A 14,033-nucleotide genomic window follows, 5' to 3' on the forward strand; every position below is an offset into this window, starting at 1 on the left:
CCTCTGTCCTCAGCGTTCCGTCCGCCGCCATGCGTTTCGCCCAAGTCACGCTGCAAAACTTCCGCAACCTGCCGCTCGTGTCCGTGCGGCTGGCGGGGCGGCACAGCTTCCTCGTCGGCGCGAACGGGCAGGGGAAGACGAACTTCCTCGAGGCGCTCGGCTACGTGACGGCGCTGCGGTCGTTCCGCGCCGCGGAGCCGCGCGCGCTGGTGGCGCTCGGGCAGGCGCAGGCGGGGCTCGGCTTCACCCTCGAGCACGAGCGGTTCGGCGAGTCGAAGCTGGCGATCGCGTTCGGCGCCGACGACCGCACGGTCGAGTGGGAGCAGGGCCGGGTCACGCGCCTGGCGGACTTCATCGGCCAGTTTCCGACAGTCGTGTTTTCCTCGCAGGACAACCAGCTGCTGCGCGGCGCGCCGGCGCTGCGGCGCCGCTGGCTCGACCTCACGCTGGCGGCGATGGACGGCGCCTACCTGGCGGCGCTGCAGGGCTACACGCGCGCCGTGGCGGAGCGGAACATCCTGCTCAAGCACGGCGGGCGCGATGGGGCGCAGCTGACGGCGTTCGAGCGCGAGGCGGCCACGCAGGCGGTGCAGCTCGTGGCGGCGCGCGCCGCGGGCGTCGCCGAGCTGAGCGAGCTGTTCCGCGCCGCCCATGCGCGCCTCGTGCCGGAAGGCGAGACCGCCGCGCTGGTCTACGCGCCCGACACCGCGGCGGCGACGGCGGAGGACTTCGTGGCGCAGCTGGCGAAATCGCGGCCGCGCGACACGCTCCTCAAGTCCACCGAGCGCGGCCCGCATCGCGACGACCTCGAGTTCCTCCTGCAGGGGCGCCCGGCGAAGAACTTCGCCTCGGAGGGCCAGCAGCGCTGCCTCGTGATCGCGCTGCGGCTGGCGCAGGCGGCGTATTTCAAGCGGCACCGCGCGATCGAGCCGGTGCTGCTGTGCGACGACGTGCTGGGCGAGCTCGATCCCGAGCGCCGGCGGAAATTCTGGGCCTCGCTCGACGGCCAGCCGCAGGTCGTGGCGACCGGCACCGCGCTGCCCGACGCCGAGGCCGGCAGCTGGCAGGTGTTGCGCGTCGCGGGCGGCCGGATCGAGGAAGGCGGCGCGGCGTGAGCTTCGAGCCGTGGCAATGGCTGCTGCTCGCGCTGGGCGCGTTCACGGCGGGCTTTTCCAAGACCGGCATTCCCGGGCTGGGCATCCTGTTCGTAGCCGTGTTCGCGAACCTCATGCCGGCGCGGCAGGCGACGGGCATCGTGCTGCCGCTGCTGATCGTCGGCGACGTGTTCGCGGTCGTGAGCTATCGCGCGCACGCGCAGTGGCGGCATCTGGGACGCCTGCTCCTGCCCACGGCGGCGGGCGTGCTGCTGGGCTGGCTGGCGCTGCGCGTGGCGGACGACCGGCAGACGACCCGCCTGATCGGCGGCTTGCTCGCCGTCATGCTCGCGGTGCATCTCCTGCGCCGGGCCCGGCCGGAGAGCGCCGAGGCGGCGAGCCACGCGCCGCTGTGGCTCGGCGTGCTCGCGGGCGTGTTCGCCGGGTTCGCGACGCAGGTGGCGAACGCGGCCGGACCGGTGATGATGCTCTACCTGCTGGCGATGCGCCTGCCGAAGCTGGAGTTCCTCGGCACCAGCGCGGTGTTCTTCATGGCGGTGAACCTGTTCAAGGTGCCGTTCATGGTGCAGCTCGGGCTCATCCAGCCCCGCAGCCTGGCCGTCAACCTGTGGCTGGTGCCGGCGGTGATCGCGGGCGCCCTGATCGGGCGCGTGGTGGCGGGGCGGGTGAACCAGCGCGCCTTCGAGGCGGCGGCGCTGGGGTTGACCGGACTGGCGACGGCGAAGCTGCTTTTCTTTGAGTTGGAGAGACGCGCCGCCCCCGCCAGACCTCATCTCCGATGGCCCGCGCCAACGTCCGCCAACTCTGGAAAGCCAAGCTCGAGGGCACCCTCGCGCCCCGGGAGTGGCCCGCGGCGCCGACGCTGCACCGGCCGGCCTTTGCCGGGCGCGTGCTCGGCATCGACCCGTCGCTGCGGGGCACGGGCCTGGCGCTGATCGAGTTCGCCGCCGGGCGGACGCCGGTGCTGCTGCGCTGCGAGACCGTGCGCGTGCCGGCGAAGCACCCGATGGCGTTCTGCCTCGGGGAGATTCACCGCGCCGTGACGCGCTTCGTCGGCGACTTCGCGCCGCGGCACGTGGCGCTCGAGCAGACGATCTACGTGCAGAATTTCCAGACCGCGCAGATCCTCGGCGCCGCGCGCGGCGCGGCGATCGCGGCCGTGGCGCTGCAGGGCGTCGAGACCTTCGAATATCCGCCGCTGCGCGTGAAGCAGGCGGTGGTGGGCGCGGGCCGGGCGAGCAAGGAGCAGATGGCGCGCACCGTGATGGCGCTGCTCGGCCACGGGCGGCCGCTGGCCTTCGACGAGGCCGACGCGGCGGGCGTGGCGCTGTGCCACGCCTTCACCTGGCGCGCGTGACGCCGCGGGGGCGCTACGCGTGGGTTGGCGAAGCCTCGCCAGCACGCGCTGGTCGCTTGCGCGGCCGGGCGGAATCGCCCAGCGTGGCGGCATGAACGAAACGGGTGCGCCGTTTGCGGAGCGTGCGTTTCACTTCCGGCCGCGGCTGCTGGAGGTCTGGGGCAGTTATTCCCGGGAGAAGTTCATCGGCGATCTCGGTGCGGGCCTGACGGTCGGCATTGTCGCGCTGTCGCTCTGCATCGGCCTCGGCATCTCCTCCGGCGTGTCGCCGGCGGCCGGCCTCTACACCGGCATCATCGGCGGCTTCCTCGTCTCGGCGCTCGGCGGCACGAAAGTGCAGATCGGCGGACCGGCCGGCGCCTTCGTCGGCCTCGTGGCGCTGATCGTGGCGGAACACGGCCTCTCGAATCTCCTGCTCTGCACGATGATGGCGGGCGCGATCCTGTTCGTGATGGGCGCGCTGAAGCTGGGCAACCTGATCAAGTTCATCCCGCACCCGGTGACGACGGGCTTCACCTGCGGCATTGCCATCACGATCCTGATGACGCAGGTGCGCGCGTTCCTCGGCCTGCAGCTGGAGCACGAGCCGGCGGAGTTCCTGCCCAAGCTCGGGGCGCTCACGGCGGCGCTGGGGACGGTGCAGTGGCCGACGGTGGCGCTCGGCGTCGGTTCGCTGGCGATTCTCCACTACTGGCCGAAACGTTGGAGCCGCGTGCCGCCGTCGATCGTGGCCGTGGGGCTCGGCACGGTCGCGGTGGCGGTGTTCCACGTGCCGGCGGAGACGATCGGCACCAAGTTCGGCGGCATTCCGCGCGGGCTCCCCACGCTGGCGGTGCCGGAGTTCGATCTCGCGCACCTCAGCGGGCTGATCCGGCCGGCGTTCACCATCGCCATGCTCGGCGCGATCGAAGTCGCTGCTCTCGGCGGTGGTGGCGGACGGCCTGGTGGACGACCGGCACGACTCGAACCAGGAGCTGATGGCGCAGGGCGCGGCGAATTTCGTCAGTCCGCTCTTCGGCGGCATCCCGGTGACGGGCGTGATCGCGCGCACGGCGACGAACATCCGCGGCGGCGCGCACACGCCGGTGGCGGGCCTCGTGCACGCGGTGTTCCTGCTCGTGGTGCTGCTGGTGGCGGCGCCGCTGGCCAAGGACGTGCCGCTGGCGGTGCTGGCGGCCGTGCTCGTGGTCGTGGCCATCCGCATGGGCGAGTGGGAGGAGTTTGCGCTGCTGCACAAGAAGCCGCGCGGCGACTCGGCGGTGTTCCTCGCGACCTTTTCGCTCACCGTGCTCTTCGACCTCACCGTCGCGGTCGAGGTCGGCATGGTGCTGGCGGCCTTCGCCTTCATCAAGCGCGTGGCCGACACCACGCAGGTGCACGCCATGACCGGCGAGCAGGTGGCGCAAGGCGGGCAGGGGCACGAGCCGGTGAAGGACGTGCCGCGCGGCGTGATCATCTACCGCGTGTTCGGCGCGCTGCTCTTCGGCTCGGCGGAAAAGCTCGACCGCATCATCCGCCGCTCCGGCGGCGAGACCAAGGTCGTGATCCTGCACATGGCGGCGGTGACGGCGATGGACGCCACGGCGCTGAACCGCATCGAGAGCATGCACGCGAAGATGAAGCGCCACCGCGAGCACCTGATCCTGAGCGCGCCGCACACGCAGCCCTACTTCATGCTGGAGAAGGCCGGGTTCTTCGACGAGCTCGGCCGGGACAACGTCTGCGCCGACCTGGAGAGCGCCGTGGCGCGCGCGCGGCAGCTGCTGGCGCGGAAGTGAGCGCGGCGCTCAGGCGGCGCGGTCGGTGCGGCTGGTTTCCTCCGCGGCGGGCAGCAGACGCAGGCGGCGGCGGACGGGTTTCTCGAACTGCTTGAAGAGCGTGTAGCCCACGCCGCCGACGCCGGTGATGGCGGCGGGGAAGAGCAGGGTGTCGTAGCCGAAGCGCGCGAAGCCCATGGCGCCGAGGATGCCGCCGCCGAGGAAGCCGGCGAGCAGCACGCCGTAGAGGCCGATGCGGCGCCAGTCCACCGGTTCGCGCCGCGCGAGCAGGCCGAGCGCGATGCCGAGGTCGGTGACGATGCCGGTCATGTGCGTGGTGCGGATGACGGCGCCGCTGTAGCTCGTGGCCATCGCGTTCTGCAGGCCGCAGGCCATGGCCGCGAGGTAGTCGCCGGTGATGGCGCCGTGGCGGAGAAAGTAGGTCGCGCCGAGCAGGAGGCCGGCCTCGACCGCGAGGGCGACGCCGTAGCGGCGTCCGGCCTTGAGCGCGCTCTGGCGGATGATCAGGCCGCTGAGCACGCAGCCGGCGAAGAAGCAGCCGAGCGTCGAGGCCACGTGGAGCAGGGCGGCGCGGTCCTGGCCCACGAGTCCGATGCCGAGGTTCGAGACCGTGCCCGACATGTGCGAGATCGCCTGGTGGTGCGCCCCGAGGAAACCGACGGCGTTGATGCAGCCCGCGCCGCACGCGAGGAGGAAGCCTCCGGCGAGTATCCAGCGCGGTATCGGTTTCGTGAGCATGAAAGCCGACGGAGAAAGCACCTCCCGGGCCGGAGGGGAAACTAATTTTGCGTCCGCCGCGCGCGGGGGCCCCGCAGCCTCACGCCCCCAGCACCTGCTTGATGATGCGGCTGAGGTCGCCGACGCGGTAGGGCTTGGTCAGGTAGCCGCAGAAGCCGAGGTCGAGGAACTGGCGCTTCATCTCGTCGTTGTCGTAGCCGCTGGCGACGATGGCGCGGACGTTGGGGTCGAGTTCGACCAGCTTGCGGAAGCACTCCTCGCCGCCCATGCCGCCGATGACGGTGAGGTCCATGATCACGACGTCGTGGGGCCGCTTGATGTTGAGGTAGCGGCGGTAGAGCTTGATCGCCTCCTCGCCGTCCTTCGCCAGGTCGACGCCGTAGCCCATGCCCGTGAGCATGCCCTCGGTCAGGCGGCTGATCTCGGGGTCGTCGTCCATGAACAGGATGCGGTTCGTGCGCGTGGCGAGGTTGAGCGTCGGGCGCTGGCGGGTGTCGGCGACGGTCTCCTGCTCGGCGCGCGGGAGGAAGACGGTGAAGGCGGTGCCGACGCCGACCTCGGTGTCGACCGTGAGCTGGCCGCCGTGGTGCTTGATGATCTTCACCACGGTGGAGAGGCCGATGCCGGTGCCGGTCTTCTTGGTGGTGAAGAACGGGTCGAAGATCTTCTCCAGGTGCTCGGGCTTGATGCCGGAGCCGTTGTCGCGCACCTCGACGGCGACGTATTGGCCGGCGGCGAGCGGCGGAATCTGGCTGTCGGTGAGGGTGACGTTGCCGGCGGTGATCCAGACGTTGCCCTGGCCGTTGGGCATGGCCTGGATGGCGTTGACGATGAGGTTCTGGAAGACCTGCAGCAGCTGCGCGCGGTCGACCTGGATGGTGGCGAGGTCGGCGGGGGCGTTGAGCTCGACCTTCACGGTCGAGCCGGAGGCGGCGATGCGCACGGAGTCGCGGAGGAGCTCCGCGGTCTTGAGCGTCTGGCGCGTGCCGGTGCCGCCCTTGGAGAAGGTGAGCAGCTGGCGGCTGAGGCCCTTGGCGGCCTCGCAGGCCTTCATGCTGTTCTCGAGGCCGGAGTAGTCGCGTGCGTCGAGGGCGAGCGAGACGCCGCCCATGATCGTCGTGAGGAGATTGTTGTAGTCGTGGGCGATGCCGCCGGCGAGCTGGCCGAGCGCCTCGAAGCGGTTGGCCTTCACCAGCTCCTCGGGCGTGAGGCCCATCTCGTCCGGGTTGCGGAACACGACCACGGCGCCGGCGGGCTGGCCGCCGGCATCGCTGACGGCGCGGCAGCTGAAGACGATCGGGACCGACTTGGCGCCGGCGCCGCGCTCGAGGGCGAACTCGTTGTTCAGGGGCGTGCCGTCGCCGGTGGCCAGGGCCTTCTCGAGCGGGCTCTCGCCCGGCGCGCCGCTGACGCGGTGCGTGAGGCGGAAGACCTCGCTGCCGGGCTGCCCGACGAGCTGCTCGACGCTGCGGCCGAGCAGGCGCTCGGCCCCGGCGTTGGCGAAGACGATGCGGTCGCGGGCGTCGGTCAGCAGCACCGCCTCCCGCAGCTCGGCGAGCAGGGCGGAGAAATGTTCCGGCGCGACGCCCGGGCCGGCTGCGGCGCCGCCGCCCTCGGGCATCGGGGCGACGAAGCCGAGCACGCGCTGCAGCTCGCGCTTGCGCGAGATGACGCGGACGATGCCGGCGTAGGCCCAGAGGTCGGTGCCGTTGCGATGGCGCAGGCGCAGGGCGTCGAAGTAGACCGGGGCGCCCGGCTGCTTCGAGGTGAAGAACGCGGCGAGTCCGCCGACGCTGTCCTCGGGCGGCAGGGCGCGCAGGAACGACTCGGGCTCGTCGGGCAGATCGCCCTCGTTGAAGCCCAGCGTCGCCTTGAACGCCGGCGACAGCCAGCTCGGGCCGCCGGTGAAATCCAGCTCGAAGAGCGCGATGCGGCCGCGGTCGGAGAGGGCGCCGAGCCTCTCCTCCGCCCGAAGCGAGGACTCCTCGAGCTCCTTGCGGTCGGTGATGTCGAGCTGGGCGCCGACGACGCGCTGGAGCGAGCCGTTGGGGGCGAAGAGTTGCGCGCCGACGACCTGCACCCAGACGAAGTGCCCGCGCGCGTGCTTCATCCGGTATTCGACGGAGAAGGGGCGCGAGCCGGTGGCGGAGGCGCGGCCGGAGAGCTTGTCGGGAGCGGCGCCGGAGTCGTCGGGGTGGATCAGCGCCAGCCACGACTCGTAGGTGTTGGGCAGGCTGGTGTCGGTGTAGCCGAGCATGCGCTTCCACGCCGGGGAGAGGTAGGCCTCGCCCTTGACGAAGTTCAGGTCGAAGAAACCCAGCGCGCTGCGCTCGGCGAGCAGGGCGAGGAAGTTGTCGCCGCCGGGGGCGGGCGTCCCGGCCGCGGCGCCGGCGGGCGCGGCGGCGAAGGCGGCCGGCGCGGCGGCGGGGCGGGTGACGGTGGCGAAGTAGCGCACCGGATCGGCGCCCGCCGGCTCGAGGCGCACGATGGCGTCGAAGGCCGCGGCTTCCTTGGGCTGGAGGCGGAGGGTGACGGGCTGGGCCAGCGCGGCGGCCTGCACGACTTCCCACTGCGCCTGCACGAGGTCGGGATCGCGCGAGGTGACTTCGAAGACGAAGAGATTGGGGAGGTAATCGCCGGCCAGCTCGCCGGCGCGCGCCTGCCAGAGCGCGGCGGCGGCGGCGTTGGCCAGCTCCACCTTGCCGTGGGCGTCCAATACCAGCACGGCGACTCCCAGGGCGGGAGTCGCGGCCTGCGTGTGACTCTGGGGCGAGGGGATGCTCACGACGCGGACACAGCGCTAGCAGAACGCGGGCCGTTGCCGAGCGCGGAAAGCGGCGCGGTTCCGGCAGGTGTGGCGATTAAGATCCATTTTACCTGGGCTCAGACCGGGCCGGACACCGCGCCGGTCTGCTGCCAGCGCTGCACGCGGCGGGCGAGGAAGTCGATCCAGACGGGCTGGTCATTGAGGCAGGGGATGTGGGTGAACTGCTCGCCGCCCGCGGCCTTGAAGTCCTCGGCGCCCTCGACGCGGATCTCCTCGAGCGTCTCGAGGCAGTCGGTGACGAAGGCGGGCGTGATCACGACGAGGCGCTTCTTGCCCTCCTGGGCCAGGCGCTCGAACTCGGCGTCGGTGTAGGGCGAGAGCCAGGGTTCGCCGACGAGGCGCGATTGGAAGGAGATCGACCACTTGCTCGGCTCGAGGCCGGCGCGCTGGGCGAAGAGCTGCGAGGTGCGCGTGACCTGGGCCTTGTAGCAGGTCTGGTGGATCGGGGAGCAGGAATTGCAGCAGTCCGCCACGACCTGGCAGTGGGCGTGCGAGCTGTCGGCCTTGGTCAGGTGGCGCACCGGGATGCCGTGGTAGCTGAAGAGGAAGTGGTCGTAGGGCTGCTGGAGATACGGCCGCGCGCTGGCGACGAGGGCGTCGATGTAGTCGGCGTCGCCGAAGTAGGGCTGCACGAGGTCGAATTGCAGCAGCGGGGCGAGGCGCGCGGCTTCGCGCTGGACCTTCACGACGACGGTCTCCCAGCTGGACATCGCGTAGTGCGGGTATTGGGGGAACAGCAGCACGCGCGTGACGCCCTGGTTGACGAGTCCGCGCAGCACGTCGGGGATCGACGGGTTGCCGTAGTTCATCGCGAGCGCGACGGGGATCGAGACCTGCTGCTGCAGCGCGGCCTGGGCCTTCTGGCTGGTGAGGATCAGCGGCGAGCCCTCGGGCGTCCAAATGCTCTCGTAGGCGTGGGCGGATTTCTTCACCCGGAACGGGATGATGATGCCGTTGACGAGCAGCTTGCGCAGGAAGGGATTGGCCGGCTTGTCGATCACCCGCTCGTCGCCGAGAAATTCCTGGAGGTAGCGCTTCACGTCGGGGACGGACGTGGAGTCGGGCGAACCGAGGTTGAGCAGGAGGACGGCGGTCTTGGACATGGTGGGTGGCGGAGCTGACAGGTGGCGTTTTGGCGGGCAAAGTCAACCGGCCGCCAGCGGGCGCGCGAGGTCGAACAAGCGATGCGCGGGCCGCGCCCGGACGGCGCCCGCGGGGCGGGCGGCGCGGCCGGGACTCAGCGCGCCGCCGGGGCGATCCAGCCCTGGTTCGCGCGCGCGATGGCGTGGAAATAGATCGCAGTGACGATCTCGATCGACGGCGGCGCGGCGCCGGTGCGGAGGTGGTCCGCCGCGGAAGCGGGGCCGGCAGCGCGGCGAGCAGCTCGCGGGCGAGCTCGCGGGCGAGTTCCTGTCCCTCGGCGGGAGTCGGCGTGAGCAAGGTCGGACGAGCGTTCATGTTGATGCGAGAAAATGAAGACAGCGGCGAGGAGGCGCCGCTGTCGGATGGAGTGATGGTCGAAAGCGCGGCCGGGTTTCAGGCGCCGCCGTGGCCGCCCGCGGGCGAGCGGCTTTGCGCGACGAACTCGCTGATATCGAGGTTCAGCGCCTGGGCGACGCCGAGGCCGTAGGCCGGATCGGCGCGGAAGAAGTGGCAGATCTGGCGCAGCTGGATCTCGCGCGGCACGGCGGCCATGTGGCGGGCGATGTTGCCGAAGAGGCGCTGTTTCTGGTCCCGTGTGAAGAGCCGGAAGAGATTGCCCGCCTGCGTGAAGTCGTCGTTGCCGGCGCGGTGGTTGTAGCGGTCGGCGTCGCCGCTGAGCTTCAGCGGCGGCTCGGCGAAGGCCGGGCACTCCTTCGGGCCGTTGAGGCTGTTCGGCTCGTAGTTGGGCGCGCCGCCGAAGTTGCCGTCGAAGCGCATGGCGCCGTCGCGCTGGTAGTGCATGACCGGGCAGCGCGGGGCGTTGACGGGCAGGCTCTGGTAGTTGACGCCGATGCGGTAGCGGTGCGCGTCGGGATAGGAAAAGATGCGCGCCTGGAGCATCTTGTCGGGCGAGTGGCCGATGCCGGGCACGACGTTCGAGGGCGAGAAGGCGGCCTGCTCGACCTCGGCGAAGTAGTTCTGCGGATTGCGGTTCAGCTCGAGGATGCCGACTTCGATCAGCGGGTAATCCTGGTGCGGCCAGACCTTCGTGAGGTCGAACGGGTTGACGTGATACGTCGCGGCGTCCTGCTCCGGCATGACCTGCACGCAGAATTTCCAGCGCGGGAAATTGCCCTGGGCGATGGCGTGGAAGAGGTCGGCCTGGGCGGACTCGCGGTCCGCGCCGACGACGGCGGCGGCTTCGGCGTCGGTGTAGTGGGCGTGGCCCTGGAGCGACTTGAAGTGGAACTTCACCCAGTAGCGCTCGCCGATGGCGTTGACGAAGGAGTAGGTGTGCGAGCCGTAGCCGTTCAGCTGGCGGTAATTCCGCGGCAGGCCGCGGTCGCTGAAGAGGATCGTGACCTGGTGCAGCGACTCCGGCGAGAGCGACCAGAAATCCCACGCGGAGGTGGCGTTGCGGAGGTTGGTCTGCGGGTCGCGCTTCTGGGTGTGGATGAAGTCGGGGAACTTCAGCGGGTCGCGGAGGAAGAAGACCGGGGTGTTGTTGCCGACGATGTCCCAGTTGCCCTCCTCGGTGTAGACCTTGAGGGCGAAGCCGCGGACGTCGCGCTCGGCGTCGGCCGCGCCGCGCTCGCCCGCGACGGTGGAGAAGCGGAGGAACGTCTCGGCCCGGGTGCCGACCTTCGCGAAGATCTTCGCGCGCGAGTAGCGCGAGATGTCGTGCGTGATGGTGAGCGTGCCGTAGGCGGCGGAGCCCTTGGCGTGGACGATGCGCTCGGGGATGCGCTCGCGGTTGAAGTTGGCGAGCTTCTCGAGCAGGTGCCAGTCCTGCAGGAGGGCGGGGCCGCGCGGGCCGGCGGTGAGGGAGTTCTGGTTGTCGACCACGGGCGCGCCGGTGGTCGTCGTGAGCGGAGGGGCGGATTGGGACATGGGAGGAAGGGTGGGGCGCCGGCGTGGACGACGCGGGCGGAGATTATCAGCTCGCGCGATAGGCCGGAAATATTAGTTAGGCCTGACAGTAATAGGCATCGACTATGGAAACCCACCAGCTCCGCTACTTCCTCGCCGTGGCGCGCACGCGGAACTTCAGCCGTGCGGCCGAGCAGTGCCGCGTGGCGCAGCCCTCGCTCAGCCAGCAGATCCGGAAGCTGGAGGGCGAGCTGGGCGAGCGGCTCTTCGAGCGCTCGACCCGCGAGGTGTCGCTCACTCCGGCGGGCGAGCTCTTCCGCGAGCACGCGGCGCGGGTGATGGAGGAGATGGAGGAGGCGCGCGAGCGGGTGCGGGAGGTCAGCGGCCTGCTGCGCGGGCGCGTGGTGCTCGGCGCGCTGCCGACCGTCGCGCCCTACTTCCTGCCGGCGCGACTGCGGGCTTTCACGAAACGCCACCCTGGCATCGAGGTGGTGGTGCACGAGGACACGACTGCGCAGCTGGTCGAGGGCGTGCTGGCCAAGGAGGTGGACGTCGCCCTGCTCAGCCTGCCGGTGGAACGCGCCGGACTGGCGGCCGAAGAGTTCTTCGACGAGCCGCTGCTGGTCGCGCTGCCGCGGCGGCATCCGCTGGCCACGAAGGCGCGGCTGGCGCTCGACGACCTGGAGAACGAGGCGTTCATCCTGATGAAGGAGGGGCACTGCCTCGCGGGACAGGCGCTGCAGTTCTGCCGCCTGAACGGCTTCGCGCCGCGCGTGAGCTTCCGCAGTGCGCAGATCGAGACGGTGCTGTCGTTCGTCGCCAGCGGCTGGGGCGTGTCGATCGTGCCGCAGATGTCGGCGGTGCGCGGCGTGCCGGGGCTGGTGTTCCGGCCGCTGCCGGGGGTCACGCGCTCGATCGGCGTGGTCTATCGCTCGGGCCGGCCATTGAGCGGCGCCGCGCGGGCGCTGGTCGCTCACTTGCGCACGGCGGAATGATCGTGCCGATGCGGCGGTGTTCGCTCAAGCGGCCAGCGAGCGGATGCGGGCGATGAGGCGGTGGACGTTCTCCGGGGCGATGCGGTCGGTGACGATGGTGTTGGCGAAATGCCGCTCGAGGTCGAGGTGCACGCCGCGCTCCGAGCCCGGGCGGACGATGTCCTGCACGAAGTCCATGCCGCCGCGCTGGCGCACCCAGCGGTAGTAGAGATCGGGGTCGGCCGATTCGAGCACGACGTCGAGCTTGAGCATCACGGCGCAGTAGAGCGTCAGGTCGCGGTAGCTCAGGAACCACGTTGGCGGGCAGGTCAGCTGGTCGCGGATGAGCAGCGTCATGAGATTCCTTTCTCAGCAGGGCGTGGGCCAATCCTTGGCGAGGCGTGGGCGTGGATTGCGATGACGGATTTAAAGGTTGAGCGCGCGAGCGCGACGGAGAGCTTATCGTCACATTTTCCTATGAGTTCAGCGCGCAAGCCCGTCCTCCTGGTCATCCGCGATGGCTGGGGCAAGAATCCCGATCCCGCCCAGGATAAGTTCAACGCCGTGGCGCAGGCCAGGAAGCCCTGCGACGACATGCTCCACGCGCGCTATCCCGTCACGCTGGTGAAGGCCTCCGGCCTCGACGTCGGCCTGCCCGACGGCCAGATGGGCAACAGCGAGGTGGGCCACGAGAACATCGGCGCCGGCCGGATCGTCGACCAGGAACTCGTCCGTCTGAACAAGCTGTTTTCGGAAAAGCAGCTGGCGCAGAACCCCGTCTGGCGGGCGATCCTCGCCCGCCTGCAGGCCAATCCGGCCGCGAAGCTCCACGTCATGGGCATTGCCTCCGACGGCGGCGTGCACGGCATGCTCGAGCATCTCTACGGCATTCTCCAGCAGGCCAAGGACGATGGCCTCGCCAGCAACCGCGTCTTCATCCACTCGTTCATGGACGGCCGCGACACGCCGCCGCAGAGCGGTCTCGGCTACCTCCAGCAGATCGAGGCCAAGGTAAAGGCAATCGGCGTCGGCCGCATCGCCACGGTCTGCGGCCGCTTCTGGGCCATGGACCGCGACAACCGCTGGGAGCGCGTGCAGAAAGCCTACGATCTCCTCACCGGCAAGGCCGCCGTCGCCACCGCGCCGTCGGCCGTGCAGGCCGTGCAGCAGTATTACGACCAGCCGCTCAGCGAAACGCAGAAGGGCGACGAGTTCGTCTCGCCCACCGCGATCGTCGGCGCCGACGGCAAGCCGCTCGCGGTGTTCGCCAACGGCGACGCCGTGCTGTTCTACAACTACCGCGGCGACCGCCCGCGCGAGATCACCAAGGCTTTCGTGCTCGACGACTTCACGGGCTTCGAGCGCGGCGCCAAGCTGGACCTCTACTACGCCACGATGACCGAGTATGAAAAGGGCCTGCCGGTGCACATCATCTCCGGCAAACCCGAGAAGTTGAAAAACATCCTCGGCGAAGTCGTCAGCCAGGCCGGCATCGCGCAGTTCCGCTGCGCCGAGACGGAGAAGAACCCGCACGTGACGTTTTTCTTCAACAATTACCGCAACGAGCCGTTCCCCGGCGAAGACCGCGCCTGCCCGGCGAGTCCGAAGGTGGCCACCTACGACCTCCAGCCCGAGATGTCCGCCACCGAAGTGACGGCCAAGACGAAGGAAGCCATCCTCTCCGGCAAATACGGCCTGATCGTCGTCAACTACGCCAACCCCGACATGGTCGGGCACACGGGTTCGTTGCCCGCGGCGATCAAGGCCTGCGAAGCCACGGACCAGGGCCTCGGCGAATTGCTCGCCGCGCTCGCGACGCAGCACGGCCGGGCCGTCATCCTCGCCGACCACGGCAATGCCGAACAGATGTGGGATCCGGTGCTCAACGCCCCGCACACCGCGCACACGCTGAACCTCGTCGAGGTCTTCGTTGTGGGCGAGGGCTTCGCCGCCGGGAAGACCCGGATGCGCAGCGGTGGCCGCCTCGCGGACATCGCGCCGACCGTCCTCCACCTCATGGGCCTGCCCAAGCCGGCCGAGATGACGGGCGAGAGCCTGGTCCTCGCCTGAGGCGGCGTGCCGGACCTGCGCCGCCGCGCGGCAGTTGAGCGCTAGACTGCCGCGCGTTGTTGCGCGCGTATCGCCGGTTTCCATCGTGCCCTGCCGTCCCTTCCTTTCCTTGCCGCGCCATGAAGTTCTTTGAGCGCGACGAACTTTCGGGTGAGTGCGACG

Annotated in this window: 11 protein-coding genes and 1 pseudogene; 7 read left to right on the forward strand and 5 right to left on the reverse strand. The window is 70.2% G+C overall.

Features of this window, described 5'->3' with window-relative positions; translation table 11 throughout:
• Positions 1-29: 29 nt before the first annotated feature.
• The 5 genes and pseudogenes from recF (at position 30) to ACMYLB_RS09035 (ending at position 4,250) form a co-directional block, all read left to right on the forward strand.
• Positions 30-1,115 (forward strand): DNA replication/repair protein RecF, encoded by a 1,086-nt coding sequence (gene recF, locus ACMYLB_RS09015; protein ID WP_415910594.1) that lies wholly within the window; start codon positions 30-32, stop codon positions 1,113-1,115.
• A complete protein-coding gene (locus ACMYLB_RS09020) occupies positions 1,112-2,050 on the forward strand; it encodes a sulfite exporter TauE/SafE family protein (RefSeq protein ID WP_415910595.1) in 939 nt (312 codons plus the stop codon). Before recF ends, ACMYLB_RS09020 begins: the two co-directional genes overlap by 4 nt.
• A complete protein-coding gene (locus tag ACMYLB_RS09025; RefSeq protein WP_415910596.1) occupies positions 2,005-2,472 on the forward strand; it encodes a crossover junction endodeoxyribonuclease RuvC in 468 nt (155 codons plus the stop codon). The genes ACMYLB_RS09020 and ACMYLB_RS09025 overlap by 46 nt, the downstream gene beginning before the upstream one ends.
• A gap of 91 nt (positions 2,473-2,563) precedes the next feature.
• Positions 2,564-3,319, forward strand: a pseudogene (locus ACMYLB_RS09030) (SulP family inorganic anion transporter); the annotation flags it as partial.
• An 82-nt stretch (positions 3,320-3,401) separates the two neighbouring features.
• Complete coding sequence (locus tag ACMYLB_RS09035) at positions 3,402-4,250, forward strand: SulP family inorganic anion transporter (RefSeq protein ID WP_415910597.1); 849 nt, start codon at positions 3,402-3,404, stop codon at positions 4,248-4,250.
• Between the two features lie 9 nt (positions 4,251-4,259).
• Here the strand turns inward: ACMYLB_RS09035 and ACMYLB_RS09040 are convergent, their stop codons facing one another.
• From ACMYLB_RS09040 to ACMYLB_RS09055, 4 genes are all read right to left on the reverse strand, one after another.
• Positions 4,260-4,988, reverse strand: a complete 729-nt coding sequence (locus tag ACMYLB_RS09040; protein WP_415910598.1) for a YoaK family protein — start codon at positions 4,986-4,988, stop codon at positions 4,260-4,262.
• 79 nt (positions 4,989-5,067) lie between these two features.
• Positions 5,068-7,773 carry a PAS domain-containing protein gene (locus ACMYLB_RS09045; protein WP_415910599.1) on the reverse strand — a complete coding sequence of 902 codons (2,706 nt, stop codon included), beginning with the start codon at positions 7,771-7,773 and terminating at the stop codon, positions 5,068-5,070.
• A gap of 98 nt (positions 7,774-7,871) precedes the next feature.
• Positions 7,872-8,918, reverse strand: coding sequence for a ferrochelatase (hemH, locus tag ACMYLB_RS09050; protein WP_415910600.1), 1,047 nt, complete (start codon positions 8,916-8,918; stop codon positions 7,872-7,874).
• 433 nt (positions 8,919-9,351) lie between these two features.
• Positions 9,352-10,848 (reverse strand): catalase, encoded by a 1,497-nt coding sequence (locus ACMYLB_RS09055; protein WP_415910601.1) that lies wholly within the window; start codon positions 10,846-10,848, stop codon positions 9,352-9,354.
• A gap of 104 nt (positions 10,849-10,952) precedes the next feature.
• Between ACMYLB_RS09055 and ACMYLB_RS09060 the strand changes: the two genes are divergently transcribed.
• A complete protein-coding gene (locus ACMYLB_RS09060; RefSeq protein ID WP_415910602.1) occupies positions 10,953-11,822 on the forward strand; it encodes a LysR family transcriptional regulator in 870 nt (289 codons plus the stop codon).
• 24 nt (positions 11,823-11,846) lie between these two features.
• Here the strand turns inward: ACMYLB_RS09060 and ACMYLB_RS09065 are convergent, their stop codons facing one another.
• Positions 11,847-12,158 (reverse strand): hypothetical protein, encoded by a 312-nt coding sequence (locus ACMYLB_RS09065; protein ID WP_415910603.1) that lies wholly within the window; start codon positions 12,156-12,158, stop codon positions 11,847-11,849.
• A 120-nt stretch (positions 12,159-12,278) separates the two neighbouring features.
• On the opposite strand from ACMYLB_RS09065, the gene gpmI reads away from it, so the two are divergent.
• Positions 12,279-13,871 carry a 2,3-bisphosphoglycerate-independent phosphoglycerate mutase gene (gene gpmI, locus ACMYLB_RS09070; protein WP_415910604.1) on the forward strand — a complete coding sequence of 531 codons (1,593 nt, stop codon included), beginning with the start codon at positions 12,279-12,281 and terminating at the stop codon, positions 13,869-13,871.
• Positions 13,872-14,033: the final 162 nt, after the last annotated feature.

Origin of the sequence: Oleiharenicola sp. Vm1, assembly GCF_047777955.1 — a bacterium.
Taxonomy (GTDB): domain Bacteria; phylum Verrucomicrobiota; class Verrucomicrobiia; order Opitutales; family Opitutaceae; genus Didemnitutus.

Coding starts and splice junctions, on each gene's coding strand:
- ACMYLB_RS09040 (WP_415910598.1), bottom strand. CDS start 4,988: ATGCTCACGAAACCGATACCGCGCTGGATACTCGCCGGAGGCTTCCTC.
- ACMYLB_RS09065 (WP_415910603.1), bottom strand. CDS start 12,158: ATGACGCTGCTCATCCGCGACCAGCTGACCTGCCCGCCAACGTGGTTC.
- recF (WP_415910594.1), top strand. CDS start 30: ATGCGTTTCGCCCAAGTCACGCTGCAAAACTTCCGCAACCTGCCGCTC.
- ACMYLB_RS09060 (WP_415910602.1), top strand. CDS start 10,953: ATGGAAACCCACCAGCTCCGCTACTTCCTCGCCGTGGCGCGCACGCGG.
- ACMYLB_RS09055 (WP_415910601.1), bottom strand. CDS start 10,848: ATGTCCCAATCCGCCCCTCCGCTCACGACGACCACCGGCGCGCCCGTG.
- gpmI (WP_415910604.1), top strand. CDS start 12,279: ATGAGTTCAGCGCGCAAGCCCGTCCTCCTGGTCATCCGCGATGGCTGG.
- hemH (WP_415910600.1), bottom strand. CDS start 8,918: ATGTCCAAGACCGCCGTCCTCCTGCTCAACCTCGGTTCGCCCGACTCC.